The 25,986-nt window shown below is 70.0% G+C and carries 29 protein-coding genes and 1 tRNA gene; 25 read left to right on the top strand and 5 right to left on the bottom strand.

Features of this window, described 5'->3' with window-relative positions; translation table 11 throughout:
• Window positions 1-32: 32 nt before the first annotated feature.
• From OHA91_RS22785 to OHA91_RS22690, 20 genes are all read left to right on the top strand, one after another.
• On the top strand, window positions 33-1,274 hold the full coding sequence (locus OHA91_RS22785; RefSeq protein WP_328739879.1) for a phage major capsid protein: 1,242 nt from the start codon (window positions 33-35) through the stop codon (window positions 1,272-1,274).
• A gap of 54 nt (window positions 1,275-1,328) precedes the next feature.
• Window positions 1,329-1,745: a hypothetical protein gene (locus tag OHA91_RS22780; protein ID WP_030659728.1), complete on the top strand. Its 417-nt coding sequence runs from the start codon at window positions 1,329-1,331 to the stop codon at window positions 1,743-1,745.
• Window positions 1,745-2,002 carry a hypothetical protein gene (locus OHA91_RS22775; protein ID WP_328739878.1) on the top strand — a complete coding sequence of 86 codons (258 nt, stop codon included), beginning with the start codon at window positions 1,745-1,747 and terminating at the stop codon, window positions 2,000-2,002. The genes OHA91_RS22780 and OHA91_RS22775 overlap by 1 nt, the downstream gene beginning before the upstream one ends.
• Window positions 2,003-2,016: 14 nt before the next feature.
• Window positions 2,017-2,853: a hypothetical protein gene (locus OHA91_RS22770; RefSeq protein WP_328739877.1), complete on the top strand. Its 837-nt coding sequence runs from the start codon at window positions 2,017-2,019 to the stop codon at window positions 2,851-2,853.
• Entirely contained in the window at window positions 2,853-3,314 is a 462-nt protein-coding gene (locus OHA91_RS22765; RefSeq protein ID WP_328739876.1) for a hypothetical protein, read from the top strand. Before OHA91_RS22770 ends, OHA91_RS22765 begins: the two co-directional genes overlap by 1 nt.
• Window positions 3,315-3,376: 62 nt before the next feature.
• Window positions 3,377-3,586 carry a hypothetical protein gene (locus tag OHA91_RS22760; RefSeq protein WP_328739875.1) on the top strand — a complete coding sequence of 70 codons (210 nt, stop codon included), beginning with the start codon at window positions 3,377-3,379 and terminating at the stop codon, window positions 3,584-3,586.
• Window positions 3,586-4,572, top strand: a complete 987-nt coding sequence (locus OHA91_RS22755) for a phage tail tube protein (protein ID WP_328739874.1) — start codon at window positions 3,586-3,588, stop codon at window positions 4,570-4,572. Before OHA91_RS22760 ends, OHA91_RS22755 begins: the two co-directional genes overlap by 1 nt.
• Window positions 4,573-4,574: 2 nt before the next feature.
• Window positions 4,575-5,078, top strand: coding sequence for a hypothetical protein (locus tag OHA91_RS22750; protein WP_328739873.1), 504 nt, complete (start codon window positions 4,575-4,577; stop codon window positions 5,076-5,078).
• 11 nt (window positions 5,079-5,089) lie between these two features.
• Complete coding sequence (locus tag OHA91_RS22745) at window positions 5,090-5,521, top strand: hypothetical protein (protein ID WP_328739872.1); 432 nt, start codon at window positions 5,090-5,092, stop codon at window positions 5,519-5,521.
• Window positions 5,522-5,665: 144 nt separating this feature from the next.
• A complete protein-coding gene (locus tag OHA91_RS22740) occupies window positions 5,666-8,017 on the top strand; it encodes a hypothetical protein (RefSeq protein WP_328739871.1) in 2,352 nt (783 codons plus the stop codon).
• The gene (locus OHA91_RS22735) at window positions 8,014-10,323 is read left to right on the top strand and encodes a carbohydrate binding domain-containing protein (protein ID WP_328739870.1); all 2,310 of its coding nucleotides are present in this window, start codon (window positions 8,014-8,016) and stop codon (window positions 10,321-10,323) included. Before OHA91_RS22740 ends, OHA91_RS22735 begins: the two co-directional genes overlap by 4 nt.
• 9 nt (window positions 10,324-10,332) lie before the next feature.
• Window positions 10,333-10,860, top strand: coding sequence for a hypothetical protein (locus OHA91_RS22730; protein WP_328739869.1), 528 nt, complete (start codon window positions 10,333-10,335; stop codon window positions 10,858-10,860).
• Window positions 10,857-11,405, top strand: a complete 549-nt coding sequence (locus OHA91_RS22725; RefSeq protein WP_328739868.1) for a hypothetical protein — start codon at window positions 10,857-10,859, stop codon at window positions 11,403-11,405. Before OHA91_RS22730 ends, OHA91_RS22725 begins: the two co-directional genes overlap by 4 nt.
• A 64-nt stretch (window positions 11,406-11,469) precedes the next feature.
• Complete coding sequence (locus OHA91_RS22720) at window positions 11,470-12,282, top strand: N-acetylmuramoyl-L-alanine amidase (RefSeq protein WP_328739867.1); 813 nt, start codon at window positions 11,470-11,472, stop codon at window positions 12,280-12,282.
• 12 nt (window positions 12,283-12,294) lie between these two features.
• On the top strand, window positions 12,295-12,519 hold the full coding sequence (locus tag OHA91_RS22715) for a hypothetical protein (protein ID WP_328739866.1): 225 nt from the start codon (window positions 12,295-12,297) through the stop codon (window positions 12,517-12,519).
• On the top strand, window positions 12,516-12,770 hold the full coding sequence (locus tag OHA91_RS22710; protein ID WP_030659704.1) for a hypothetical protein: 255 nt from the start codon (window positions 12,516-12,518) through the stop codon (window positions 12,768-12,770). Before OHA91_RS22715 ends, OHA91_RS22710 begins: the two co-directional genes overlap by 4 nt.
• Window positions 12,771-12,897: 127 nt before the next feature.
• On the top strand, window positions 12,898-14,154 hold the full coding sequence (locus OHA91_RS22705) for a helix-turn-helix domain-containing protein (RefSeq protein WP_328739865.1): 1,257 nt from the start codon (window positions 12,898-12,900) through the stop codon (window positions 14,152-14,154).
• 99 nt (window positions 14,155-14,253) lie between these two features.
• Window positions 14,254-14,529: a DUF6415 family natural product biosynthesis protein gene (locus OHA91_RS22700; protein ID WP_328739864.1), complete on the top strand. Its 276-nt coding sequence runs from the start codon at window positions 14,254-14,256 to the stop codon at window positions 14,527-14,529.
• Window positions 14,530-14,705: 176 nt separating this feature from the next.
• A complete protein-coding gene (locus OHA91_RS22695; RefSeq protein WP_328739863.1) occupies window positions 14,706-15,191 on the top strand; it encodes a glycine-rich domain-containing protein in 486 nt (161 codons plus the stop codon).
• A gap of 27 nt (window positions 15,192-15,218) precedes the next feature.
• Window positions 15,219-15,449: a hypothetical protein gene (locus OHA91_RS22690; RefSeq protein ID WP_328739862.1), complete on the top strand. Its 231-nt coding sequence runs from the start codon at window positions 15,219-15,221 to the stop codon at window positions 15,447-15,449.
• A gap of 338 nt (window positions 15,450-15,787) precedes the next feature.
• Here OHA91_RS22690 and OHA91_RS22685 read toward each other — a convergent pair whose 3' ends face one another.
• Window positions 15,788-15,997: a helix-turn-helix domain-containing protein gene (locus OHA91_RS22685; RefSeq protein ID WP_328739861.1), complete on the bottom strand. Its 210-nt coding sequence runs from the start codon at window positions 15,995-15,997 to the stop codon at window positions 15,788-15,790.
• A 291-nt stretch (window positions 15,998-16,288) separates the two neighbouring features.
• On the opposite strand from OHA91_RS22685, the gene OHA91_RS22680 reads away from it, so the two are divergent.
• Complete coding sequence (locus OHA91_RS22680; protein WP_030659690.1) at window positions 16,289-16,516, top strand: hypothetical protein; 228 nt, start codon at window positions 16,289-16,291, stop codon at window positions 16,514-16,516.
• Window position 16,517: 1 nt separating this feature from the next.
• On the opposite strand, the gene OHA91_RS22675 is transcribed toward OHA91_RS22680, so the two are convergent.
• Complete coding sequence (locus OHA91_RS22675; RefSeq protein WP_328739860.1) at window positions 16,518-17,756, bottom strand: tyrosine-type recombinase/integrase; 1,239 nt, start codon at window positions 17,754-17,756, stop codon at window positions 16,518-16,520.
• Window positions 17,757-17,856: 100 nt separating this feature from the next.
• Window positions 17,857-17,941: transfer RNA gene (locus OHA91_RS22670), tRNA-Leu, on the bottom strand.
• A 410-nt stretch (window positions 17,942-18,351) separates the two neighbouring features.
• Between OHA91_RS22670 and OHA91_RS22665 the strand changes: the two genes are divergently transcribed.
• Both OHA91_RS22665 and OHA91_RS22660 read left to right on the top strand, forming a co-directional pair.
• Window positions 18,352-19,116 (top strand): ABC transporter ATP-binding protein, encoded by a 765-nt coding sequence (locus tag OHA91_RS22665; RefSeq protein WP_107064705.1) that lies wholly within the window; start codon window positions 18,352-18,354, stop codon window positions 19,114-19,116.
• Between the two features lie 59 nt (window positions 19,117-19,175).
• On the top strand, window positions 19,176-21,725 hold the full coding sequence (locus tag OHA91_RS22660) for an ABC transporter permease (protein WP_031150845.1): 2,550 nt from the start codon (window positions 19,176-19,178) through the stop codon (window positions 21,723-21,725).
• Between the two features lie 98 nt (window positions 21,726-21,823).
• Here the strand turns inward: OHA91_RS22660 and OHA91_RS22655 are convergent, their stop codons facing one another.
• Window positions 21,824-23,206, bottom strand: coding sequence for a cyclopropane-fatty-acyl-phospholipid synthase family protein (locus tag OHA91_RS22655; RefSeq protein WP_328739859.1), 1,383 nt, complete (start codon window positions 23,204-23,206; stop codon window positions 21,824-21,826).
• Window positions 23,207-23,352: 146 nt separating this feature from the next.
• On the bottom strand, window positions 23,353-24,738 hold the full coding sequence (locus tag OHA91_RS22650; RefSeq protein WP_031150840.1) for an NAD(P)/FAD-dependent oxidoreductase: 1,386 nt from the start codon (window positions 24,736-24,738) through the stop codon (window positions 23,353-23,355).
• Between the two features lie 663 nt (window positions 24,739-25,401).
• On the opposite strand from OHA91_RS22650, the gene OHA91_RS22645 reads away from it, so the two are divergent.
• On the top strand, window positions 25,402-25,677 hold the full coding sequence (locus OHA91_RS22645; protein ID WP_031150838.1) for a type II toxin-antitoxin system Phd/YefM family antitoxin: 276 nt from the start codon (window positions 25,402-25,404) through the stop codon (window positions 25,675-25,677).
• Entirely contained in the window at window positions 25,674-25,943 is a 270-nt protein-coding gene (locus OHA91_RS22640; RefSeq protein ID WP_031150836.1) for a type II toxin-antitoxin system RelE family toxin, read from the top strand. Before OHA91_RS22645 ends, OHA91_RS22640 begins: the two co-directional genes overlap by 4 nt.
• Window positions 25,944-25,986: the final 43 nt, after the last annotated feature.

Below are 25,986 nucleotides of genomic sequence, written 5' to 3'. Positions count from 1 at the left end.
GCCGGCGCTCTGGCATGCCCTGAGGAGGGCTCATGACGACCGCACAGCTCACCCGACTCGTGACCGAGCAGAACACTCTGTGGCAGCGGATGCAGGAGATCCAGGCCGCCGCCGAGACCGACGGCGGCCGGGACTGGTCCGCCGAGGAGCGGACCAACTGGGACGCCGCCGAGGCCCGGCTGACCGAGGTCTCCCGCGACATCGAGCGCATCAACCGGATGTCCACCCTGTCGACCGTCGACCGCAGCCAGCTCATCACCACCGGCGGGGGCGGCGACGAGCGTGGCGCCGAGGACGAGGCGGAGCTTTACCGCAGCGCGTTCTCCCGCTACACCCGCAACGGCATGGAGCGGATGACCAACGAGCAGCGTGAGCTGCTGATGGGCAACTTCACCGAGGTCCGTGCCCAGTCCGTCGGGTCGGACCCGGCCGGCGGGTACCTCGTCCCCGACGAGTTCCGCAACACCATGACCGAAACGATGAAGAGCTTCGGCGGCATCCTGTCGCTGGCAAACGTCATCACCACGGCGACCGGCAACGACCTGAACTGGCCGACCAACGACGACACCGCCAACGAGGGCGCGCTGCTGTCCGAGAACAGCCAGATCAGCGAGCAGGACGTCACCATCGGCCGACGCACCATGAAGGCGCACACCTTCACCAGCAAGCTGGTGCGGGTCAGCCTGCAGCTGCTCAACGACTCGGCGTTCCCGCTGGAGACCTGGCTGGCTGGCAAGCTCGGCGAGCGCATCGGTCGTTCGGCCTCCGGGTACTTCGCCACCGGTACCGGCATCGACCAGCCCGAGGGCATCACGACCTACGCCACGGTCGGCAAGACCGGCGCCGGCGGCCAGACGACGTCGATCATCTACGACGACCTCGTCGACCTCGAGCACTCCGTCGACCCGGCCTACCGGTCGCAGGGCCGGTACCTGATGAACGACGCGATGCTGAAGGTGATCCGGAAGCTGAAGGACAGCCAGAACCGTCCGCTCTGGGTGCCGGTCCCGGCGCCCGGCTTCCCGTCCACCATCAACGGGTTCGAGTACACGATCGACAACAAGATGCCGGTCCCGGCCGCGTCCGCCAAGTCGATCATCTTCGGTGACATCAAGGCGGGCTACATCATCCGCCAGGTCCAGGGTGTGCAGATGATGCGCCTGGCCGAGCGGTACGCCGACTACCTGCAGGTCGGGTTCTTCGGGTTCGCCCGCCTCGACGCCCAGGTCGACGACGCCTCGGCGATCCGCGCGTACCAGCACCCCGCCAGCTGATCCCGTCCCGGGCGGCACCCGCCGCCCGGGACCTCCCAGGAAGGGACTCACCCCGTGCGAGACATCTACAGCAACGTGCTGGTCAAGGCGTCACTCAAGCCCGCGGCCAGGACGGCCACGGCGAACGGCACCAGCGTGGACCGGGCTGACGGCTCGAACGCGTCGATGTACCAGGACGCCCTCGTCGTGCTGAACGTGGGCACCGTCACCGACGGAACCCACACCATCACCATCGAGGACTCCGACGACAACTCCTCGTTCGCCACGGTGGCGGCCGGCTACCTCGAGGGGGACACCCCTCCGGCCCTGATCACCTCCAACGACGAGACGGTCTACGAGACCCGGTACACCGGCGGCAAGCGCTACGTCAGGGTCGTGACCACGGTGACCGGGTCGCCCTCGACGGGCGGCCTCTACACCGCCGAGGTCGTGCTCTCCAACCCCCGCCGCGCCGCGGTGGTGCACCCGTAGTGGCCCGCATCCGCATCCTGCAGGGCGTCTCAGGACTCGACTTCTCCTGGGTCGCCGGTGACGTGGTGGAGCTCGGTACCGACGAGGCTGCGGTATGGGCCGACGGGTACCGAGCCGAGTACGTCAGCCCGTCGGCCCCGGCTGAGGACGACGACCAGGGCGACGAGCACGCCGAGGACCAGGGCGCGGCCGTCGCCGAGAAGGCAGCCACCCGGTCGCGCGGTGGCGGCCGCGGCCGCCGTACGACAACCCGCTGAGGAGGTGGTGAGCCGTGCCGTTCGATCTCGGCGACACCGTGCGCCTGGAGGCTGCCTGCCGTAGTGCGGCCGGCACCCTCACCACCGCCGCGACCGCCGTGGTGACGATCACCCTGCCGGACGGCACGGCCGTCACCCCGGCCGTCGCGGCGCCCGCCTCGGCGGGCGAATACCTCGTCGACTACCCGACCGTCCAGGCCGGCCGCCACGCCGTCCGCTGGCAGTTCACCGCCCCGGCCAGCGCGTACACCGATTCCTTCGACGTACGCGAGGCCGAGCCGGCCTACATCCTCAGCCTGGCCGACGCGCGCCGGCACCTGCGGTACGCGCCCGGCGACACCGGCGACGACGAGCAGATCCGCGAGTGGCTCGAGACCATCACGATCGGGGTGGAGAGCTTCGCCGGGGTCTGCTGCAGGCGCACTGTCACCGAGACCCACGACCTGCCCTCGCACGGCGTCCCGACACTGGTGCTGCGCCGTACCCCGGTGCTGTCGCTGACGTCGCTCACGGCGGTCCACAGCAGCGGCACCTCGTACCTGCCTGCAGACCTGGACGTCGACGGCCCGACCGGGGTGGTCCGCCGCCTCGACGGCGGCCGCCTCTACGGGGTGCTCCGCGGCATCTACGTGGCCGGCAGAACCGTGATCCCCGCCAACCTGAGCTCCGCCGCCCGCATCATCCTGCAACACCTCTGGCGCACCCAGTACGGGGCATCCCGGGGGCTGTCCCAAGTGGGCGGCGGAGACGACTACCTCGTCACCGAGCCGATCCCGGGCTTCGGCTACGCAATCCCCAACCGCGCGCTGCAGCTCCTCGAGCCGGACCGACTCCCACCGGGGGTGGCGTGATGCAGACCTCCCGCGTACCCGCCGCCGTAGACGCGTTCCTGGAGCTGCTGCGTGCAGCTGACGGCCTGGCCAACGTGCGCATCCTCGACGGGCCGCCCACGACCAACCTGGCCGATGACTGGCTGTCGGTCGGCTGGCAGCCCGGCGGGGACGGCGCCGTCACCCTGACGCAGGCCTTTGCCGGGGCCGGCGCCCGGCAGCGCGACGAGGACTTCAGCATCCACTGCTACGCCGAGTCCCGCGCCGGCGGCACCGACCTGGGCGCCCGGCGCCGCCGGGTCTTCGAGATCGTGGGCGAGGTCGAAACGATCCTGCGGGCCAGCAACGACCGGCCCGAGGCGCCGACCTTGAACGGCACCGTGCTCTGGGCGCACCTGACCGCCGGCGACCTCGTGCAGGTCCAGGCCGAGGGCGCCCTGGCTGGCCTGGACTTCACCCTCAGCTGCCGCGCCCGCATCTGACCCATCCCCTGTACGGAGCCCGCGCGCGCGGGCCCGCCGCCATGCCCCGAAGGAGAACGCCCATGGCGAAGGTCCGCTGGATCGGCCCCGTGCCGGTCGAGGTGCCGGAGCTCGCAGGCCGCATCGTGCAGCCCGACGAGGTCGTCGAGGTACCGGACGCCCGGTACGACGCCTACGTCTGCCAGACCGCGAACTGGGAGCCCGTCGAGGAACCCAAGGAACCTGCCGCGCCGAGGAAGGCCGCGGCAAAGTCGACGAGGAGTGATGGCTGATGGCGATCGGATCCGGCCTCGGCGGCCAGCTCGGCATCGTCGCCGAGTCCAGCTACGGAAGCTTCACCGCGCCGACCCGCTTTCTGGAGTTCACCAAGGAGAGCCTGGTCCTGAAGAAGACCACCGAGCAGAGCGCTGGTGTCGCGTCCGGCCGGCTGCTGGCGCTGTCCAACCGGCGCGTGCTGACCCAGCAGGAGGTTACTGGCAGCGTCGACCTCGAGGTCACTAACACCGGGATGGGCCTGTTCCTAGCGTCCCTGATGGGGAGCGCTGGCACCCCGGTACAGCAGGCCGCCACGGCCGCCTACCTGCAGACCCACACTCTGGCCGACTCGTTCGGCAAGTCACTGGTCATTCAGAAGGGTGTGCCGTTGACAAGCGGCACGGTGACGGACAAGACGTTCCTGGGCTGCAAGGTGACTGCGGCCGAGTTCTCGTGCGAGTCCGGCGGGATGCTGACGTCGTCGTGGGAGATCAACGGCCGGACGTGCGACGAGACGCAGACCCTGGCGGCCGCCAGCTACCCGGCCCGGGCCCCGTTCCACTTCGCACAGTTGGCCGTCAAGACCGGCACGTTCGCCTCGGAGACCGCGCACGACGGCGTCCGCAAGGTGAACGTCAAGATCGAGCGGCCCATGGCCACCGACCGCTACTACGCCGGCCAGGCGGGGCTCAAGAAGGAACCGATCTCGAACGCGCTGGTGAAGATCTCCGGCACGATCGAGATGGACTACGTCTCGACCACCCTCGACGACCTGCACACCTCGGACGGTGCGACGTCGCTGGTCCTGGAGTGGGTTGGCCCGCTGATCGCCAGCACGTATTACGAGACGTTCCGGATCACCCTGCCCGCGATCAAGGTGGACGAGGCGCCTCCGGTCATCGACGGGTTCGAGGTCGTCAAGCCCTCGTACAGCTTCACTGCCCTGTACGACGGCACCAACCTGCCGGTGATCCACTACATCTCCACCGACACGGCGGTGTAGCCGTGACCCGGGACATCCGCATCCTCAACACCGGCGCGCTGCTGGAGCTCTCCCGTCGGCTGCGGTCGGTGAACGAGGAGGCCGTGCGGTCCTCGATGCACCGCAGGATCCGGCGAGCGGCCGAGCCGCTGCGCACCGACCTGCAGCGCACCGTCCGGACCCTGCCGTTCGCGAGCCAGGGCGCCCGCGGCCGCGGCGGCCCGTCCCCGACGGCGCGGCCGCTGCGGGCCACCATCGCCGCGGCCATCCGCCTGTCGGTCCGGACGACGGGCAACCCCGGTGCCCGGGTCTGGATCGACCGGGCCGCGCTCCCCCCTGACCTGCGCAACATGCCCACCGTCATGAACAGCGGCCGGATCCGGCACCCGGTGTACGGCAACCGCCGCCGCTGGACGACACAGACCACCACGCCGCTGTGGTGGGAGACCACCATCCGCCGCCACCGGCCGCGCATGGAGCGCGAGGTAGAGCGGGTCCTCGACGACATACGCCGACGCCTCGGCTGAACGGAGCAAACGTGATCATCCTGTACCAGCCCGCGGACGGCGAGGAGCAGCAGTTCGACATGCGTCGGCTGCGAGCCTCCGAGGCGCAGATCATCGAGCGGACCACCGACATGAAGTGGTCCGCGATCAAGATCGGCGTCCGGGACGACGACCCGACCGCCATGCGCGGCGTGGTCTGGGCCATGCTCAAGCGGCAGCAGCCCAGCTTGCGCTGGAGCGAGTTCGACCCCGCCGTCGACGAGCTCACGAGCCGGTTCGATGCACGCGAGGTCGCCAGCTATGCCGCGGACATCGTGGCGCTGCCGGAGGACAGGCAGGCCGGCGCCATCGCCGAGTTGAAGGCGTATGCCCTCGACCCGGCAGGGGTGGACGACGCGATCGCCGAGGCGGCCGACCCCCCAAAAGAGACCCCGACGAATGGGACTTCAGCAGCCGACGGCTGACCTACATAGGCCTGTTCGCCCACCTGCTGCACTTGGGCCCGCGCGACGTCGACGAGCTGTACCTCGACGAGTTCGACGAGCTCTGCAACTGGATCGACCGACACCAAGCCGCCGCGGCACGGGAGGAATCCAGTGGCTGAGCGTATGGCCTTCATCCTCGACGGAGACGACAACCTGTCGCCGGTGTTCCGGCGCATCGGGGAGTCCGCCGAGCGGTTCCACCGCCGCATCAACGAGGCCGTCGACGAGTCCGGCGGCGAACTGCGCGCCTTCACCCGCGGAGCCGGAGGTGGGCTGCAGGAGCTGGCCCGCACGATGGACGACGCTGGCCGCTCAGCCGACAACCTCGGCGACGGCAGCTCGGACGCAGCGATCGGCGTACGGAACCTCGGCGATGCAGCGGGCGACGCGAACAACCAGATCGCACAGCTGACCCGCGACTCCCGCGGCCGCGTCCGGGATCTGCAGGGCCGTTTCATCTCGGCGAGCGAGGCAGCCCAGCGGTTCGGGGTCGACATCAACACGGTGGTACCCGGGCTGAACCGGGTGAGCGGCGCCGCGGGCGACGCGGCCGCCGAGCTCGGCGCGCTGGGTGGCAAGGGCGGCGGCGGGATGGGCGGCGTCATGGGCGGGGTGGCGGCCGTCGCCGGTCTGTCCCTGCTGCCCGCCCTCGGCGCCCTGGTCCCGATGCTGGTCGGCGCCGGCACGGCGGCCATCACCATGAAGCTCGGTTTCTCCGGGGTGTCCGACGCCCTGGAGGCGGCGACCAAGGGAAAGAAGGAATACGAGAAAGCTCTCAAAGCCCTCCCCCCTCCGGCTCGCGAATTCACCAAGCAACTCGTCGAAACGAAAAAGGAATTCTCCGGGCTGAGCGGCGAGATCCAGAAAGCCATGCTGCCTGGATTCACGCAGGCCCTCAAGGATTCCAGCCCGATCATCAAGATTTTCGGCGCCGGTATGACGGAGCTGGGCGCCGGGTTCGGGAAGGCGGCGGCCGGGGCCGGCCGCTTGATGAAGGACGGCGAGTTCCAGAGGGAGCTCACCGCCAACATGAAGCTCGGCAAGGTCTTCGTCGACGACCTGACTCGAGGGCTGGGCGGGCTGGGCCGCGGCTTCCTGCAGTTCGGCGCGACCAGCGAGCACACCCTGCGCTCCCTGTCGGGCGGCCTCTCCGATCTGCTCGCCAAGGGCCTGCCCGGCATGTTCCAGGGGCTGCAGCGCGGGACCGAGGGATCGTCCGCGTTCCTCGACGGACTGTTCGGCATGATCAACAAGGTGCTGCCGGCGGTCGGTCGGTTCAGCGGCGAGGTCGCGCGCATCTTCGGCCCGTTCCTCGGCGAGCAGATGTCTCTCCTGGGGAACGTCGGCAGTCGCGCCCTCGACCTGTTCGGCGTCGCGATCCGCACCCTGAGCCCCGTGTTCAAGGACTTGACGTTCGGGCTGAAGGCGGCCTGGCTGATCGCCCAGCCATTCGCGTCCGCCTTCAAGGACGCCGGCTCGGCCATCCTCGGCGCCCTCACTCCGGGCACAGAGGCGGTCAACAACTTCCGCGGGCCGCTGCAGCGACTGCACGCCACCGTCGAGGAAAACAAGATCGGCCTCATGGAGTTCGCCCGCATGGGCGGCAACATGATGATCACCCTGGCCGAGGGTGTGATCAAGGGACTGCCGACCGCGCTGGCCGGCTTCCGCCTGCTGGCGACCGGCGCCCTGATGTCGCTCGACGTGATCGTCTCCGGGCTGGCCATGGCACTCGGGCCCATCCCGAAATTCGGCGAGAAGTTCCGCGAGGCAAACACCGAATTCGACAAATTCAAGAACTCGTTTATCGGCGGCCTGCACACCGCCGAGGAGAAGACGCAGTCATTCTCGAACGCCGTCCTTCCGCGGCTGAGTCAGAACAGACTGCAGATGAACATCTCGGCCTGGGAAAGTCAGATCAGTGTCGCCAAGGGGCAGCTGGCCTCGGTCCCGCCGGAGAAGCGGGCTGCCCTGCAGGCGCACATCGGGCAGCTCGAGGCCAAGGTCGCCGAGGCCAAGCGGGAACTGCGGAGCATCCCGGACGAGACGGTCTACCTGACCGTCATCTCCCGGAACCTCACCGACTCCTCGCTGAACCGGAGCCGGATCGTCGACGGCCGGCTGACGCGCGCCCGCGGCGGCATCGTCCGAGGCCCCGGCACCGCCACCTCGGACAGCATCCCCGCCTGGCTCTCGGACGGTGAGTACGTCGTGAGCGCCGCCGCCGTGCAGCGGGTCGGCGTCAGCAACCTCGACGCGCTTAACCGCGGGAACACTCCGGCCCTGCCGGCGACCCGCGCGGCAGCGTCCTCGGCCCGGGCCGCAGTCCCGCAGGGCCGGGCCGGTGTCATCTTCGCGCCGCAGATCACCGTCAACGGTGCGATCGATCCGCTGAGCACGGCGCAGCAGCTGCGGACGATGCTGCTCGAGCTACAGCGCAACTTCGGACTACCTGAAGGGGAGCTGATGGTATGAGGCCAGTCCTACGGGCAGCGTTCGGGTACGCCCCGACCGCTACGTCGGTCACCTGGACCGACATCACCCGATGGCTGAACCTGAAGGCCAGCGTTCGGGTATCGCGGGGTGCGTCCGACGAGCTGACGCAGACGCAGCCGAGCCTGATGAGCCTCACGCTCGACAACGAGGACGGGCGGTTCTCCTCGGGGCTGGCCTCGTCGCCGTACTACCCCTACGTCCGGCCGAACTGTCCGATTCAGCTCGGGGTGTTGACCGGCGGGAAGAACCTTGCCCAGTCCCCGTCGTTCGAGGGCGGTGTCACGACCGGCTGGGCGGCCAGCACCAGCACGCCGCCCCTGGCGGTCGCGGCCGACGGCACCCGCGCCCACTCCGGTACCCAGTCGCTGCTCATCGACTGGCAGAGCACCGGCACCGGCGGCGTCGTAGAGCAGATCGTCTACGACCTGCGCATCGGGCAGACCTACACCCTCTCGGGCTGGGTCTGGGTGCCCGCCGGTGACGCTGCCGTGCGGTGGAAGCTGGTGGACACCGGCGCCGTCGGCACAGCCTCGGCCGTCACCGCGGCCTGGACTCAGATCAGCCTCACGTTCACCGCGACATCGACGAGCCACACCATCGGGATCACCACGGCCGCCAGCCCCCCGGCGGCCGGCGACCGGGTCTGGCTCGACGACGTCCAAGTGGAGAGCGGCGCCTCGGTGACGTCGTTCGACAGCGCCGGGACTGTCATCCACTGGCGGTTCTACGGGATGGTCAACGGCTGGAAGTCGACCTGGCGGGGTCTGGAACCCGTGGTGGTACTGACCGCGACCGACCTTTTCAAGCACCTGAACAAGCAGCCGCAGCTCGGCAGCCTGCTGGCCGAGGAGATCAAACAGGCGCAGCCGGTCATCTACTACCCGCTGACCGAGCCCTCGACCTCGACCTCGGCCGGCGACGTCGCCGGGACGGGCGGCGGCTCCCTCGTCCAGGCGCAGGTCGGCAGCGGCGGCACGGTGACGTTCGGGCAGCAGGACGGCCCGCCCGCCACCGGCGCAACCGCAGTGACGTTCGCGCCCGCCTCGGCGTCCAACGGCATCCGCCTGGACGCCGACATGGGCCCGGCCGCGACCGCTTCGACGACCACGGACTTCATCAAGTTCGAGTGCTGGTTCAAGACCACGACGGCGAACCGGCAGTTCTACCACTGCCGCGACGAGACGTTCCAGTACCAGATCGCCTTCACCCTGAACGCGTCCGGCTACCTCACCATCGAGCACACCGACGTGGGCGGAACGAGGACAGCGTCCGTCATCGGCTCGACGAACCTGGCCGACGGGCAGTGGCACCACGTCGTCTACACCGAGTATCTGAAGGACGTCTACATCGACGGCGGCGCCCCGATCGATGTGATCTTCCTGCCGTTCATGTACGCCCTGAAGTACATGACCATCGGCGGGAACACCGGCGCGTTGTGGGAGGGGTCCGTCGCTCACGCCGTCCTCTACACCGGGACGGCAGTCGACAGCGCGCTGCTCGCCGCGCACTACGACGCCGGCGCGAACGGGTTCTCCGGCGAGGACGCCGACGAGCGGATGCTGCGCCTGGCCGGGTACGCCGGGATCGCGTCCATCGACGCCCAGGGAGACTTCTCCCCCGTCGACTCGCAGGGCCCCGGCGGCTCGAGCGCGCTCGAGATGATGCGCGTCGTCGAGGCCACCGAGGCGGGCAAGCTGGTCAGCCACCGCGACGGCCACGGCCTGCTCTTCCAGAGCCGGACCGTCCGCTACAACGCACCGGTCGCGGTGTCCATGGCGTTCGCCGACCTCGAGACGGACGAGGCCAGCCTGCCGACGGACGACCAGAAGCAGGTCAACCAGCTCACCGCCCGCCGCCCGGGCGGCGCGACGCAGCGCGTCGTCTCCGCCGAGTCCGTCGCCGCGTTCGGCCCGTACCCCAAGGACCTGTCGATCATCAAGACGAGCGACACCGAGGCGGTCGACGCCGCGCACTGGATCGTCTCCCGGTACGCGGTCCCCGAGCCCGAGCTGCGCGAGGTACCCGTCAAGGCGTACAGCCTGCCCGCTGCCACGTACGCCGCGCTCCTCGAGGCGGACATCTCGTCCGTGCTGGAGATCACCGCCCTGCCCGACGAGGCGCCGGCCCCGACCACGACGGCCACCATCGAGGGGTACAGCGAGGAGCTCGGCCTGAACTCCCACTTCATCCAGTTCCACACCTCGCGCGCTCAGATCGGCGCGGTGTGGGGGCTGGACCACACCACCTACAGCGTGCTCGGCACGACGACCCGGCTCGCCTACTAGGAGGCCCCGATGAAGGAGATCCCCACCCAGCGGGCCGAGTCGTTCTACCGGCCGTCCCCGGCCCTGCCGGCTGGCGCCTGGGACCGCGTGCCACCCGCCGAGCGGGTCTGGCGCTGGTACGAGAACACCGCGCAGCGCAGGCTGACCCCGCCGGCCGGGGTCCTGCTCGGCGAACGGATCTACGCCCGGATCAACCACAACCGGTGGGTGGCCGACTGCGTCTGCGGCAGCGCGCAGATCGTGACCCCCACCGACCCTCGGTTCGCCTGCCCTGAGTGCGGCTACGGCTGGGTGCAGATCACGTTCCCCGCCAACCCCGAAGCGGCCGAGGCCGAAGTCTCGGCCCGGGCCCCGCACGAGCGGAACTGGTGGCACGCCGACGACAAGGCATGGGACCGGCCCGGGCCGCCCGCCCCCGAACCCGAGAAGGAGCCTGGCCGCGGCCCGGCGGACCCGACGCCGGAGGAGCCGGCGCCCGAGGAACCGAAACCCGAGGAGCCCGCAGGGGCCGGACCGAAGGGGAGCCTTAGCCGATGATGATGTTGGCCACGCCCCGTACCTGGGTGGTCGGCGAGGTCGTCACCGCCGCCCACATGAACGCCGAGATCCGCGACCAGTTCAACGCGCTGATCGCCGCCGCCCCCGAGATCGTCAAGTCCGGCGACACGGGCCGGACGTCGACGACGTCGCTGGCCGCGGACCCGCACCTCGCGCTGACTGTGGCGGCGAACGCCACGTACGCAGTCGAGGGTTTCCTCGACTTCGACGGAGCGTTCGGCGCCGGCGGCCTGAAAGTCGACTTCACCCTGCCGGCTTCCGCGACCCTGCGCTGGGGCCTCCTCGGCAACGTCGTCTCCGACACCAACCAGAAGGCCGCGACCAACACCACCGACCAGACCGGGTCGCTGTCCGTCGGTACGTACGGCACGGGCGGCACCCACACCCACGCCCTGCTGTCCGGTCACCTCACCACCGCCGGCACGGCCGGGACGATGGCGTTGCGCTGGGCGCAGAGCGTCTCGAACGCGACCGCCACCACGGTCTACGCCAAGAGCCGGATGCGCCTGCGCCGCATCACCTGACCCACCCCACCCCCGCAGCCCCGTGCCATCGGCCGGGGCTTTCCTCATGCCCTGGAGGCGCCCCGTGGACCTCGTCCGCAGATCCCAGTACGGCCTGCCCGCCAGCTCCCCCGCCGCGCACATCGCCAGCACCGGCGGTGTCAAGGTGCACTACCTCGGATCCGAATACAGCAGCCGTCGCCACGACCTGTGCGACGACTACGTCCGCGCCATCCGCGCCAGCCACCTCGCCAACACCGTCGAGGACTACGTCGACATCGCCTACAACGCAGTCGTCTGCGAGCACGGCACGGTCTACGAGGGCCGCGGACCCAACCGCCGCAGCGGCGCCAACGGAACCGCAGCGCTGAACACCAAGGACTACTCAGTGTGCGCGCTCCTCGCCAAGGCGGGCGGCGGCCTGGACACCCCGCCCGACGCCCAGCTGCACGGCATCCGTGACGCGATCGACTGGCTCCGCGCCGAGGGCGAGGCTGGCGACTACATCGGCGGCCACCGCGACGGCCACGCCACCACCTGCCCCGGCGACAAGCTCTACGACTGGGTCCGCCGAGGCGCCCCCCGCCCAGGCGCCACCCCGCCGCCCGCGCGCCCGGTGGTGGATCTCTCCCGGCTGATCTCCGCCGCCCACGTCGACCCGCCCAAGGGCGGCACCCCGGTCAGCTACGGCGGCGTCCGGACCGTCGAGGCCGCGCTCAACGCCGAGGGGCTGCTCGCTGGCGGCCTCGTCGACGGCCACTTCGGCACGTCGACCATCACCGCTTACCGGGCCTGGCAGAAGCGTTGCGGCTACAGCGGCGCGGACGCCGACGGCATCCCCGGCAAGACCAGCCTGACCCGCCTGGGCCAGGCCCGTGGCTTCACCGTCATCGACTGAAGGGTCACCACCATGAAGGACAGCACCAAGCGCACCGCCCGCACGGTCCTGCAGAGCGCCGTCGGCCTGGCCGTCACCCTGCCCGCGATCGTCACCGCCTCCGGTATCCCCGAGGCCCTGCCCTGGGTGGCCGGCTCCCTGGCCGTGGCCGGCGGGTTCGCCCGCGTCATGGCGGTACCCGGCGTCCAGGCCCTGCTGCCCAGCTGGCTGCGCACCGACGAGGACGGCCAGGGGTGACCCCCGCCGAGTCCGGTCAGGTAGCGGTGGAGCTGGAGCGCATGCGCGGCACGATGGAAGCCGGGTTCGCCCGAGTCGACGGGTCGCTGGCGCTCCTCGTCCAACGTGGCGACCAGACCGACAAGACCATCGACGACCACGAGCGGCGCCTGGACGCGCTGGAGAAGGGCCGCTGGCCCCTGCCCTCCCTCGCTGCACTGGTCAGCCTGGCCGCGCTCGGCGCAACCATGTACCAGCTCGCCGCCCGCTGAAGAACACGTCGCCCCCTCCCGGCCTTTGGCCGGGAGGGGGCGCTTTCGTGCGTTCTGGATCACACAGATCCGGCCTTGCCCCATACCCTGTCAGTGTCGAGCTGCAAGGTAGGAGGGCAAGGCCGTTATGTCTTCTGATGCTACCCCGGACCCCTACGACAACCCCGTCGCATTCGGGCAACGTGTCCAGATCTACCGCAACCGCCGAGGCATGACCCGCGAGCAGCTGGCCGGACTCCTCGGCCACCACTCCTCATGGGTCAAGAAAGTAGAGACCGGCACCATGAGAATGCCGCGACTGCCGGAGATCCTCCGCATCGCTGAAGTGCTGCGCGTCCGCCGGCTGAACGACCTCGTCGGGGATGTCGGCGCCGAGCCCCACACCGATCTGTTCCTGGGGCCGGGCCACGACCGCCTGCCTGCCGTCCGTGCAGCACTCGCCGCCTACCCGGCGCCGGGCACCCGGAACGCGCCGTCCCCGGAGTTCCTGCGCGCCGCCCTGGACGCCGCATGGGCCGCCCGCCACGGTGCCGCGAACCATCGGGAGGTGATCGGCGGGCTGTTGCCGGGGCTGATCCGGGACGTGCAGCTCGCTGTCCGGGAAGCCGAGACCGCGGCCGACCGGCGTACGGCCCTAACCCTGCAGGCGGAAGCCTTCTTCCTGACCCAGTTCTTCGTCGCCTACCAGCCCGACCCGTCCCTGCTGTGGCGAGTGGCCGAGCGTGGCATGGCGGCCGCGCAGGAGTCCGAGGACCTGCACGCGATCGGCATCGCCTCGTGGCTCTCTGCGCAGGCTCACCGCGACTCGGGCCCTGGCCACTACGACGAGGCCGACGACGTCGTGATGCAGGCACTGGAACTGCTGGAGCCCCGCCTCGAGGGCGCAACGCACGACGTGCAGGCAATCACCGGCGCACTCCGCGTCGAGGCCGGACTGACCGCCGCCAAGAGGCGCGACACCGGCACAGCATGGGGCTGGTGGGACCGCGCGGGCGGCATCGCCCGGCGGCTCCCCGCCGGCTACTTCCACCGGGTGACCTCGTTCGGGCAGGCCGTCATGGGCGCGCACGGCGTAACCGTCGCGGTGGAGCTGCGCGCCGGTGGCGAGTCGGTACGGCAGGCCAACCGGGCCGAGGCGGAGATCATCCCGTCGCGGCCGCGCCGGGCCCGGCACCGCATTGAGCAGGCCCGCGCCTACTACCTCGACGGGCAGCGGCAGACAGCGCTGGCGACGCTGGAGCAGGCGCACGCAGCAGCACCGGAGACGATCCGCTACAACGGCTACGCCCGCTCGATCGTGCTGGAAGAGACAACGTCCCGGGTGCCGGAGCGGAGGCAGAGAGCCAGTCAGCTGGCAGTAGATATCGGCCTGTTGGCCGCATAACGAGGGGGCCCGAACCGGGCCCCTTCTTCGTTTGCCCTGCCATCACGCTGGTGCTTCCACTCGCTGACGACGGCAGGGAGCCCCGGTATGCAGCCCGGCTTGGACACGGTTAGCGCCCTCGTGAAGAGGGCCCTCGCCCCGTACAACCAGATGCCCGACAGCGTCACGATCGCGTGTCTCGCCGACGACCTGCTGCGCCACGGGGAGGAGCTCCTCGCCCGCGTCGCGGGGCACGAGGAGGCTGAGGCTGCGCTGCGTGACTGGCGCCGCCTCACAGCCGACGGCCCCACCGACAGCCCCATGGGCAACTGGAACCACGCCCGGGCCCTCGCTCGCACGATCCGGAGCTTCCTCCGCGTGCTCGGCGAACAGTGACCCAGCCCGAGGTCGTCTACGTCGTCGTCCTCCTGGCGCTCCTGGCCGCCATCGTCGCCGGCGCCCGCTGACCCACGCTCTGCCTCATCGAAGGAGAAGCCATGTCCACGCCCGTGCCTCCCCCCTGCAGCACCGGCCCCGACACCCCGCCCCCGCCCTCTCACTCCGGAGGAACCATGACGCTCACCGCTCCGCCCAAGCGGAACGCGCACGCGCTCATCACCGACGACGAGTTCGTGGCGGTCACCGCGACCGTCGCCAGCAACAACCCGGACATGTCCTGGGTGAACGCCGAGCGGATCGTCGACGAGGCCCTGAAGTTCGTGGCGGCCGCGGCCAAGTTCCCCGGCGGCATGCGGCCGTCCCGCACGGTCGACGAGGGCTGGCACGCGCTCATCCTGCACACCATCGTGTACGCCCAGCTCTGCACGCGTCTCGGTCTGTTCGTCCACCACGTCCCCGAGCTCCCCGACCCCAACCGGTACAAGCCGGGCGCGCTCGACCACACCATCGGCCGGATCCGCGAGGCCGGGTTCGAGGTCGACATGGATCTCTGGACCAGCCCGCTCGAGGGGATCCCTGTCGCAGCCACCTGCCAGCACGACAACGGGTGCGCGGACGGGAACTGTGAGGCCAACTGCCGAGCAGACCACCCTAACTAGACCCCGCTCGCGCTACGCTGCTGGGCTATGACCGCGTGGCAGAGCCCCGATTACGGGCCGCTGATCAACCACCTGCAGGCACTACGACGGAAGGGGAGCATCCCCGCCCGCCGCAGCGAAGTCACTGGGGGCTGCGGCGCCTGCCGCGGTTTCCGCAGGACGATCCTCATCGACGGTCAACGACGGGTCGTCTACAGCCAGCCGTGCCTGGCCTGCCGCGGCGGCGGCGCCACCGACCGCGAGCACACGTCAGCCTGACGTAGGCCCCGGCCGCCCACCGGCGGCGCCCCGACGACAGCCAGCCCGGCCGCTCTCCAGCGGCCGGGCCCTCGGCGTTCGGCAGATACCTGCCGCAGCCACGCGTATCCGACTTGCTCGACTCGCACAGCTCGACCACCAATCGTCCCCGTTCGGCGTCCGAACTCTGAGAAACAGGAGCGTGCGGCCCATGGCGCATGGCATGTGCTCCTGGCAACCTAGCTAGGGGGTCTGTACGGATGGATGTTCGAACTGTTCGCGCCGTGCGTGAGGAGAGCAGCGATGCGGAGGCTCACCCCAGGGGGCGGCACCGACCGGGCTCCGCGCGACGCCGGCCTTTACAGCCGGACGAGGTCGGCAAGGGATACGTGCAGCGCATCAGCCAGCCCCAGCAGGACACTCAGCGTCGGGTCGCTCACGCCGTACTCGATGCGGTGGACCGTCTTGTTGTCGATCCCGACCGCCTCGGCGAGCGCTTCCTGCGTAAGGCCGGCGTCCGTACGAGCCGCCCGGATGCGGGCGCCGATGACGCGTCGACGAGCAAGCACCCTGTCGGGCTGGGAAGGGGGTGGCACCCGTCCACGTTGTAGTGATCTTGACCCGATGTCCTTACCTGGCCAGGTAAATGTGTGAGCCACGTGCACAGGGGTATGGGGCTGACCTACAGTGACTTTCAGCCAACCGACTGGAATCACTTTCAATCGAGATCATTACAGTTTGTACTGTTGAAGCTACAAATAGGCGGTATAGCCTACGCACCACAGAGACATCAGGACAATGCCGCGCCCCCACGGGACACCCCCCACGGCAGCCCTGCGGTACCCAAGCCGGGAGAGGCGATGTACGAAACCGTTTTCGATGTGAGCACCCTGGTCCTGATCGTGGTAGCCACCGTCGCCTGCGCCGTGCACAAGCGCTCCGTCACCCGCCAGGTCGACGAGGTCAACCGCCAGATGGACGAGCTCCGCACCGAGGTTGCGTGCGCCCGGATCGAGGGTGTGCTGGGCCAGCAGCCGCGCGCCGGGGAGAAGCCTTCAGTGCCCGCCCCCGCGCGCGGCCAGGGCTGACCTACCCGACCGACCGCAGCGGCGCTCGGCCGCCCGCCAGGGACGCCTCGATGGTCGCCATGGCATCGTCGTCAGCCTCCGGCAGGAGGTGGCCGTAGACGTCGCTGGTCGTCTGGATCGACTGGTGCCCCACCCGCCGCTGGACGTAGGGCAGGCCGTGGCCAGCGGAGATGAGCGCAGCAACGTGGGAGTGGCGCAGGTCGTGCGGGGTCGGCTTCTTGCCCGCGGTGAAGACGCCGGCCTGGCGGGCGAGCCGGACCGCGCGGGCCCAGCGGTCGCCGAACGTGCTGTAGTGCAGGCGGGTCCCGCCGGCCCCGGTGAAGAACAGCTCGTCGTCGCCCAGCTCGTACAGCCCCAGCTCGTCGAGGGCCTCGACCACGCCCGCCGAGATCCGGATGGTGCGCCGGGCCTTCTTCGTCTTCGGGGGCCCGAGGAAGTAGGCGCCCTCCTCGTCCCGCTTCCATGCACGCTGTACCCGCAGCTTCACCTTGCCGGTGTCCCGGTCGATGATGTCCTGGGGCATGAGCGCGGTGAGCTCCCCGAACCGCAGGCCGGTGCCGTAGGCGACGGTGACGAGCAGCTGGTCCTGGCGGACGCTGAAGCACCGGAGCAGGCCGTCGACTTCCTGCGGCGTCATGAAGCACATCTCGTCGTCGATCTGGTCATCGGCACGCGGCAGGTTGCTCAGCTTGCAGGGGTTGCGGCTGCGCAGCGGGGGCTCCGCGAGGACGGCCCGCTCGAGGACGGAGCTCAGCAGGCCGTGCAGGTTCCGGACGGTCTTGGGGCTGAGCCTCTTCTTGTCGGCGCCGCGCCAGATCCACAGCAGCTCGAGCTTGCGGAGCCACGCGTCGATCGTGTCCGAGCTGAAGTGCTCCGTGCTGCGGACGTCGCACTCCCCGAACGTGGGGAAGATGTACGTCTTCAGGTCCCGGATGCAGTCCCTGCGGTACCGCTCCTCGATCCCCGTCCGGTTCTCGATCATGGTCGTCGCGTAGTTCCGGAACCGGTACTTCTCGTCCGGCTGGGCTGGCTCCGCCACGATGTACCCGCGGCCCTTGACCCAGCCAGGGGGCCAGCGGTTGCCGGCCTCGTCGACCGCCGTCTTGAAGACGCCGGCCTGCACCTCGTCCTCGAACGTCTCGGACTGCCAGGCGCCGTCGCGGCCGCCGCCGTCGCGCCACTTGACCTGATAGCTGGTGATCTCTCCTGCGCGGTTCTTCCGCGGGTGCACGCTCGCCATAGGGCGCACTGTAGCGCCGGTGTTCCCGATGTGTTCCCACGCATGCAAAAGATCATGCTCACGTGTACGCGTCTTGCCTGGTCAGAGCGTGTGCCACGAGTGGTGCCCGGAGCCGGACTTGAACCGGCACGGCCCGAAGGCCAGCGAGGTTTAAGCTCGCCGTGTCTGCATTCCACCATCCGGGCAGGGCGTGGCGGCCCCCGTGGAAAAAGCCTTGAACGCTGTGCCGAGCCTATCCGGAACACACTCGCCGCCGACCGGCCGCCTATCCGATGTTGTCTGATTTTATTGGCGCTTGAGGGTCCGTCAGGCCCCAGAATGCACGGTCGGCCCGTTCTGGACGTCGATCACCACCTGTACGGGAATGACGGGATTTCGATGGCCCGCGCCACCCCGCGCGCCACCCTCCGCGCCACCCCGGGCCACCGCCCGCCGATCAGGGCTCCTGTCATACCAGAGGAGGAGGCGCACCCGCCCGCCGTCACTCTCGAGTGGGCCCGGGAACAGGCACGGCGGCTGATCCGCAACAGGTAAGGGCGCGGTGAAGATGGAGGAGTCCCCGCACAACAGACCGAGGAGCCGTCCTGTGACCACCATGAACTACGCCCCGCACACCGCCCAGGCCGTGGCCGCCCGCGCCACCGGCCTCTCCAAGGTGTACGGCCAGGGCGAGACCCAGGTGGTCGCCCTGGACAACGTCTCCGTGGACTTCGGCCAGGGACAGTTCACCGCGATCATGGGCCCCTCGGGCTCCGGCAAGTCCACCCTGATGCACTGCGTCGCCGGCCTGGACACCTTCTCCGCGGGCTCGGTCCGCATCGGCGAGACCGAGCTGGGCTCCCTCAAGGACAAGCAGCTCACACAGCTGCGCCGGGACAAGATCGGCTTCATCTTCCAGGCGTTCAACCTGCTGCCGACGCTGACGGCCCTGGAGAACATCACGCTCCCCATGGACATCGCCGGCCGCAAGCCCGACAAGCAGTGGCTGGACACCGTGGTGGACATGGTCGGCCTCTCCGGCCGCCTCGGCCACCGGCCCACCCAGCTCTCCGGCGGCCAGCAGCAGCGCGTGGCCGTGGCCCGCGCCCTGGCCTCCCGCCCCGAGATCATCTTCGGTGACGAGCCGACCGGAAACCTGGACTCCCGCTCCGGCGCCGAGGTGCTCGGCTTCCTGCGCAACTCCGTGCGCGAGCTCGGCCAGACCGTCGTGATGGTCACCCACGATCCCGTGGCCGCCTCCTACGCCGACCGCGTCATCTTCCTCGCCGACGGCCGGATCGTCGACGAGATGCTCAGCCCCACCGCCGACGGCGTGCTGGACCGCATGAAGGCCTTCGACGCCAAGGGCCGCACCAGCTGATCCCGGGTCCCGCCCCGGCCCTTCCTCCAAGACTTCCAGCCCCAGGACTGAGATCTCCCATGTTCCGTACCGCCCTGCGCAACGTCCTCGCGCACAAGGCCCGGCTGCTGATGACGGTGCTCGCCGTCACCCTCGGCGTCGCCTTCGTATCCGGCACCCTCGTCTTCACCGACACCCTCAAGAAGTCCCTCTCCGGCCAGTCCGCCAAGAGCTACGAGGGCATCGCCGTCTCGGTCACCTCGTACGGCCAGGGCCGCAACGAGCAGGGCGAGAAGGAGGGCGAGCCCGGCCTCGGCCAGCAGACCCTCGACAAGATCAAGGCGCTCCCGGGCGTCGACACCGTCTCCGGCCGCGTCTCGGGCTTCGCCGGCGTCGGCGACGAGAACGGCAAGCTGATCGGCTCCGGCTGGTCCAACCAGGGCGCCAACTACACGCCCGTCAAGGACGGCAAGGACCCGCGCTACGCCTTCGCCCAGGGCGCCGGCCCGGCCAAGGCCGACGAGGTCGCCCTCGACAAGGCCACCGCCGACAAGGGCAACTACAAGGTCGGCGACAAGGTCCGCGTCGCCACCAACGGCCCGGTCAAGGAGTACTCCCTCGCCGGCGTCTTCACCACCGAGGACGGCGCCGTCCAGGCCGGCGGCAGCCTGGTCCTCTTCGAGACCAAGGTCGCCCAGGAGCTCTACCTCAAGCCCGGCTACTTCCAGGAGCTGTCGGTCGGCGCGAAGAACGGCACCTCCGCCGACAAGCTGCTCGCCGACATCAAGCCGCTGCTCGACAAGAACACCAAGGCGCAGACCGGCGCGGCGCTCGCCGCCGAGCAGGCCAAGCAGATCGAGAAGGGCCTCAGCAACCTCAGCACGATGCTGCTCGTCTTCGCCGGCATCTCGCTCTTCGTCGGCATCTTCCTGATCTACAACACCTTCACCATGCTGGTCACCCAGCGCACCAAGGAGCTGGCCCTGCTGCGCGCCGTCGGCGCCAACCGCGGTCAGGTCATGCGCTCCGTGCTCAGCGAGGCCCTCGTCGTGGGCGTCCTGTCGGCCGCCGTCGGCCTGGTCAGCGGCATCGGCCTGGCGATCGGGATCCGCTCCGTCATCGGCTCCCTCGGCGCGAAGCTGCCGGGCGGCGCCCTCGTGATCGCCCCCGGCACCGTCACCGCCGCCCTCGTCATCGGCGTCGTCGTCACCACCGTCGCCGCCGTGCTGCCGGCCTGGCGCACCGGCCGCATCGCACCCGTAGCCGCCATGGGCAGCGCCCACCTGCCGGCCACCTCGAAGTCCCTGCTCGTACGCAACATCCTCGGCTCGATCATCAGCCTCGGCGGCATCGGCCTGGTCTTCCTGGGCGTGTCCACGGGCGGCAACTCGGGCCGCATGACCATGGGCGGCGGCGCCTTCTTCATGCTGATCGGCATGATCGTGCTGCTGCCGCTGCTCTCCAAGCCGGTCATCGGCGCCGTCCGCCCGCTGCTGCAGAAGGTGTTCGGCGTCCCCGGCAAGCTGGCCGCCCAGAACGCGGTCCGCAACCCGCGCCGCACCGCCGTCACGGCCGCCTCCCTGGCGATCGGCCTGACCCTGGTCACCACGCTGTCCGTCCTCGGCATCACCGTCGGCAAGGTCGTCGACCGCATGAGCACCGAGAAGCTCAAGGCCGACTACCGGGTCTCCATGTCCTCGGACGCGGGCAGCCTCGACAAGTCCGTGGCCGAGACCCTGTCCAAGGCCCCCGGCATCAAGGCGGTCTCCCCGCAGACGGCCGGCTACTTCCTGGTCGACGGCGACTTCCGGGCCGCCTCCGGCGTCAACCCGGCCACCATCGGCCAGCTCCTGAACGTCGAGGTCCTCAGCGGCTCGCTCGACAGCCTCGGCAAGGGCGAGGTCGCCGTCGCCGAGAAGACCGCCAAGAAGCAGAACTTCACCGTCGGCACCCCGCTCAAGGTGAAGTACGACGACGGCCAGGAGGCGTCCGTCAAGGTCGGCGCGATCTTCAAGGACATGGAGGGCCTGCTCTCCCCCTACGTCATCGACAACAAGATCCTCACCGAGCACAGCGAGGAGATGTACATCCCCGAGGTGTACGTCAACGTCGACGGCGGGGCCTCCAAGGCCGCCCAGCAGAAGGTCGTCGACGCCCTCGGCAAGAACCCGGCCATCACCGTCGCCACCCAGCAGGACATGCGCAACGAGATGGGCGGCATGATCAACACGATGCTGAACATCATGTACGGCCTGCTCGGCATGGCACTGGTCATCTCGGTGCTCGGCGTGGTCAACACCCTGGCCATGTCCGTCTTCGAGCGGACCCAGGAGATCGGCATGCTGCGGGCCATCGGCCTCGACCGCAGCCGGGTCAAGAACATGATCCGCCTCGAAGCCGTCGTGATCTCGCTCTTCGGTGCCGCCCTCGGCGTCGTCATCGGCATCTTCCTCGCCTGGGCCGTCGGCTCCACGCTGGCGGAGGCCATGCCCGGCTACGCGCTGATCCTCCCGTGGGACCGGATCGGGATCTTCCTCCTGCTGGCCGCCGTGGTCGGCGTCCTGGCCGCCATGTGGCCGGCCCGCAGCGCCGCCCGCCTGAACATGCTGACCGCCATCAAGACCGAGTAGCGCGAGCGCGGAGCGAGGACAGCAGCAGGCGGACACGGAAGGGCCCCGGGGCGACACGCCCCGGGGCCCTTCCCGTCGTCCGCGCAGCGCAGGAACGATTACGCCGGCTGCGCGCCCCAGGTCCGCAGGCGCAGCGGCAGCCCCGAGTCCCCGCGCGCCGCGGAGCGCACGGCGAGCACCTGGTTGACCCCGAGGCGGCCCCGTTCGAAGCCGAGCGCGGAGGCGGCCATGTAGAGCTGCCAGACCCGGGCCCGGCCGGCCGAGGTGAGGGCCACGGCCTCGTCCCAGTGCTCCTCCAGCCGTGCCACCCAGGCCCGCAGGGTCAGGGCGTAGTGCTCGCGCAGCGCCTCCACGTCGCGGACCTCGAAGCCGGCCCGTTCCAGCTCGCCGACCGTGGTGCCGACCGGGGAGAGCTCCCCGTCGGGGAAGACGTACGCGTCGATGAACTCGTCCACCCGGTAGGCCGCTTCGTCGGCCTCCGGCGGGCGGGCGATCTGGTGGTTGAGCAGCAGGCCGCCGGGGCGCAGCAGGGCGTGCAGGGTGCGTGCGTAGTCGCGGTAGCGGTCGGCTCCGACGTGTTCGGCCATCCCGATGGAGGAAATGGCGTCGTAGGGGCCGTCCTTGACGTCCCGGTAGTCCTGGATGCGGATCTCGACCAGATCGGCCAGGCCTTCGTCCGCGACCCTCTTGCGGGCGTACGCGGCCTGTTCGCGCGAGAGCGTGACCCCGGTGACGAGGGCGCCGTACTCGCGGGCCGCGTGCAGGGCCATGGAGCCCCAGCCGCAGCCGACGTCGAGGAGCCTCTGGCCGGGTGCGAGGGCGAGTTTGCGGCAGACCAGGTCGAGCTTGTCGTGCTGGGCCCGCTCCAGGGTGGAGCCGGGGGTCCAGTAGGCGCAGGAGTACACCATGGAGGGGCCGAGGACCCGCTCGTAGAAGTCGTTGCCGACGTCGTAGTGGTGGCTGATGGCCTGCCGGTCACGGCCCTTGGTGTGCCGGGGGCCGCCGCGCCGGTCCGCCTCCTCCGCGGGCGGCGCGGGCGCCGGCCACGGCCTGGCCAGGGCGACGAGGTCCCGTACGGCCTCCCGCGCGTCCGGGTCGCCCAGCAGCGCGGCGGCGGCCGCGGCGCTGTCCGCGGCGGCCGAGACCCGCCGGGGCAGGCGCGGGCGCAGCGCGCCCAGGAGGGAGGAGGGCGGGGCGGGCGCGGGCTCCCGGTCCCGTTGCCAGAGCAGGCCCGCCACCCGGTCCAGCAGCTCGAACAGGTCGCCCTCGACGGTCAGGTCACCGGCCACCCAGGCCCGGGCCAGGCCCAGCTCTCCGGGCTTCCACAGGATCCGGCGCAGGGCACGGCGGCCCCGGACGACGAGTACGGGGCCGTCGGGCGGCCCGGCCTCGGTTCCGTCCCACGCGCGGATGCGCACGGGCAGGGGGCCGCCCAGCAGGGTCTCGGCAAGAGCGGCCAGCCGCGGAGCGGCGTCGGTCATGGCGCACCTCCACAAAGTTCCGACCCATCCCTCTACCCATCCGCGGCCCCGGGTACGCCGAAGGGGCCGCCCGCACCACGGATGGCGGGCGGCCCCTTCGGGGTCGTACATTCGGCCGGCTCAGCGGCCGGGCCACCGACTCAGGGTCAGGAGGCCTTGGCCTTCTCGGCCGGGGCAGCGGCGGCGGCCGGGGCCGGCGCCGGCTTGGCGGCCTCGTAGAACTCCTCGCGCGGGGTCTCCAGCGCGCCGAGGGAGACGACCTCGCGCTTGAGGAACATGGCGAGGGTCCAGTCGGCGAAGACGCGGATCTTGCGGTTCCAGGTCGGCATGGCCATGCCGTGGTAGCCACGGTGCATGTACCAGGCGAGCCGGCCCTTGAGCTTGATCTTCGTCTTGCCCATGACGATCATCGCGACGCCCTTGTGGAGGCCGAGGCCCGCCACCGCACCCTTGTTGGAGTGCGAGTACTCGGCCTGCGGGAAGCCCCGCATGCCCGAGATGACGTTGTCGCCGAGGACCTTGGCCTGGCGCAGCGCGTGCTGGGCGTTCGGCGGGCACCAGGCGTTCTCGACGCCGGCCTTGCGGGCGGCGACGTCCGGAACCTGGGCGTTGTCACCGGCGGTCCAGATGTAGTCCGTGCCCGTGACCTGGAGGGTCGGCTGGGCGTCCACGTGGCCGCGGGGGCCCAGCGGCAGGCCGTAGCGGGCCAGGACCGGGTTGGGCTTGACGCCGGCGGTCCAGACGATGGTGTTGGAGTCGACCTCGAGGCCGTTCTTCAGCACCACGTGGCCGTCCACGCAGGAGTCCATGGAGGTGTTGAGGTAGATCTCGATGCCGCGGGACTCGAGGTGCTCCTTGCCCCAGGTGCCGAGCTTGGGCCCGACCTCGGGGAGGATCTTGTCGGCCGCGTCGACCAGGATGAAGCGCATGTCCTCGCGCTTGATCGTGGAGTAGTACTTCGCGGCGTCGCGGGCCATGTCCTCGACCTCGCCGATCGTCTCGGCGCCGGCGAAGCCGCCGCCGACGAAGACGAAGGTGAGGGCCTTGCGGCGGACGTTCTCGTCCGTCGTGGACTCGGCCTTGTCCAGCTGCTCGAGTACGTGGTTGCGCAGGCCGATGCCCTCCTCGACGCCCTTCATGCCGATGCCCTGCTCTGCGAGACCGGGGATCGGGAAGGTGCGGGAGACGGCGCCGAGCGCGATCACCAGGTAGTCGAAGGGCAGCTCGTACGCCTCGCCGACCAGCGGCGTGACGACGGCGACCTTGCGGTCCTGGTCGATGCTGGTGACCCGGCCGGTGAGAACCTCTGCCTTGGGCAGCACGCGTCGCAGCGGGACGACGACGTGCCGAGGCGAGATGCTGCCTGCGGCCACTTCGGGGAGGAAGGGCTGGTAGGTCATGTACGAGCGCGGGTCGACGACCGTGACGGTCGCCTCGCCGTAGCGCATCTTCTTCATGATGCGCTTGGCTGCGTACAGGCCTACGTACCCACCTCCTACAACGAGGATCCTGGGACGCTCCGTGGTGCTCATGAGAACGAGTATCCAGCACCCAATGGGGTGTTGCTCGTGAGCCCCTTCACAAGGAGTCGGAAGGCCTCTGCTACACTCCGCCGCCCACGTGACGGACGTCATGGCGCGCAACGGGAACCAAGGGGTAATCGGAGTCGTTGTTCACCCGTCCTGAACTGGCCTCCGAGGCTTTGACCGGAGTAGACCACCGGGTTTCGTCCATACCTCTGACGCGCGGCCCGCCGCCTCCGTCGATCGCACGAACGCGAGACAAAAGGGGCCCGAGGACCTCCGGAAGGCCCCGAAGGGCCCTTCCGGGGACCCAGTAGGCCCCTTTTCCTTGTGAAGAACTTCACGAACTTTTTTTGGATCATGGGTCCCGAGACCCCCACACGCTGGTTCGAAGGTCGTTTGGCCGATGGACCAGGTGATTGTGTCCGTGAGAACGCCGTGACCGTGCGCGAAGCACGGGTCCGTTCAACGCCGCGACGCCAACCGCAACGTCTGAGAACGTGGCGGCGCTCCGGTCGGTCGACCGGAGCGCCGTCGTCGTCTCGCCGGCTCAGCGCCTCACACCGCGGCGCCTGCCGCGCTCCGGGCGATTCCGTCGAGCATTCCCGGTGAACCCACACCTGTTTGTGCGACACCCGACGGGTGTACACATACACGCGTACACTGGCCTTCATGAGTGATGAGAACGCCGTGACCGTGCGCGAAGCCCGCGCCCATCTTGCGGACCACATCAACCGTGCCGAGCAGGGCGCCCCGACCATAATCACGCGGAACGGCGCTCCGGTGGCCGCCCTCGTCCCCATCGCGGACTTCAACGCGCTCGAAGAGGCGGCGGACGAGCTGCTCGCACGCGAGGCGGAGGCGGTACTCGCCGAGGGCGGATCGACCGTGACGATGGCCGAGCTGCTGGCCGACCTGTTCAGCGAACGGGGTGACGGCGCGGCGTGAAGTACGCCTTCCGGTTCACGACCGCGGCGCAACGGCAGCTCCGGGCGATCGACAGGCCGGCAGGCATGCGGATCCTCGCCGCCCTGACCGCGCTGGGGGACGATCCGTACCGCGAGGACGCCGACATCAAGAAGCTCACCGGCCCCTCCGGCCTGTACCGGCTCCGCGTCGGCAGCTACCGGATCGCCTACCAAGTCCTGGACGGCGAGCTCGTCATCCTCGTCGTCAAGGTGGGCGACCGCCGCGACATCTACCGCAACATCTGACCCCCAGGCCGACGGCGGCGCTCCGGTCGACTGACCGGAGCGC

This window comes from Streptomyces erythrochromogenes (genome assembly GCF_036170895.1).
Taxonomy (GTDB): domain Bacteria; phylum Actinomycetota; class Actinomycetes; order Streptomycetales; family Streptomycetaceae; genus Streptomyces; species Streptomyces erythrochromogenes.
This window is presented reverse-complemented; position numbering and strand designations above follow the sequence as displayed.

Coding starts and splice junctions, on each gene's coding strand:
- OHA91_RS22735 (WP_328739870.1), top strand. CDS start 8,014: ATGAGGCCAGTCCTACGGGCAGCGTTCGGGTACGCCCCGACCGCTACG.
- OHA91_RS22755 (WP_328739874.1), top strand. CDS start 3,586: ATGGCGATCGGATCCGGCCTCGGCGGCCAGCTCGGCATCGTCGCCGAG.
- OHA91_RS22715 (WP_328739866.1), top strand. CDS start 12,295: ATGAAGGACAGCACCAAGCGCACCGCCCGCACGGTCCTGCAGAGCGCC.
- OHA91_RS22740 (WP_328739871.1), top strand. CDS start 5,666: ATGGCCTTCATCCTCGACGGAGACGACAACCTGTCGCCGGTGTTCCGG.
- OHA91_RS22665 (WP_107064705.1), top strand. CDS start 18,352: ATGAACTACGCCCCGCACACCGCCCAGGCCGTGGCCGCCCGCGCCACC.
- OHA91_RS22655 (WP_328739859.1), bottom strand. CDS start 23,206: ATGACCGACGCCGCTCCGCGGCTGGCCGCTCTTGCCGAGACCCTGCTG.
- OHA91_RS22785 (WP_328739879.1), top strand. CDS start 33: ATGACGACCGCACAGCTCACCCGACTCGTGACCGAGCAGAACACTCTG.
- OHA91_RS22660 (WP_031150845.1), top strand. CDS start 19,176: ATGTTCCGTACCGCCCTGCGCAACGTCCTCGCGCACAAGGCCCGGCTG.
- OHA91_RS22645 (WP_031150838.1), top strand. CDS start 25,402: ATGAGTGATGAGAACGCCGTGACCGTGCGCGAAGCCCGCGCCCATCTT.
- OHA91_RS22680 (WP_030659690.1), top strand. CDS start 16,289: ATGTACGAAACCGTTTTCGATGTGAGCACCCTGGTCCTGATCGTGGTA.
- OHA91_RS22765 (WP_328739876.1), top strand. CDS start 2,853: ATGCAGACCTCCCGCGTACCCGCCGCCGTAGACGCGTTCCTGGAGCTG.
- OHA91_RS22730 (WP_328739869.1), top strand. CDS start 10,333: ATGAAGGAGATCCCCACCCAGCGGGCCGAGTCGTTCTACCGGCCGTCC.
- OHA91_RS22675 (WP_328739860.1), bottom strand. CDS start 17,756: ATGGCGAGCGTGCACCCGCGGAAGAACCGCGCAGGAGAGATCACCAGC.
- OHA91_RS22725 (WP_328739868.1), top strand. CDS start 10,857: ATGATGATGTTGGCCACGCCCCGTACCTGGGTGGTCGGCGAGGTCGTC.
- OHA91_RS22650 (WP_031150840.1), bottom strand. CDS start 24,738: ATGAGCACCACGGAGCGTCCCAGGATCCTCGTTGTAGGAGGTGGGTAC.
- OHA91_RS22760 (WP_328739875.1), top strand. CDS start 3,377: ATGGCGAAGGTCCGCTGGATCGGCCCCGTGCCGGTCGAGGTGCCGGAG.
- OHA91_RS22690 (WP_328739862.1), top strand. CDS start 15,219: ATGACCGCGTGGCAGAGCCCCGATTACGGGCCGCTGATCAACCACCTG.
- OHA91_RS22705 (WP_328739865.1), top strand. CDS start 12,898: ATGTCTTCTGATGCTACCCCGGACCCCTACGACAACCCCGTCGCATTC.
- OHA91_RS22695 (WP_328739863.1), top strand. CDS start 14,706: ATGACGCTCACCGCTCCGCCCAAGCGGAACGCGCACGCGCTCATCACC.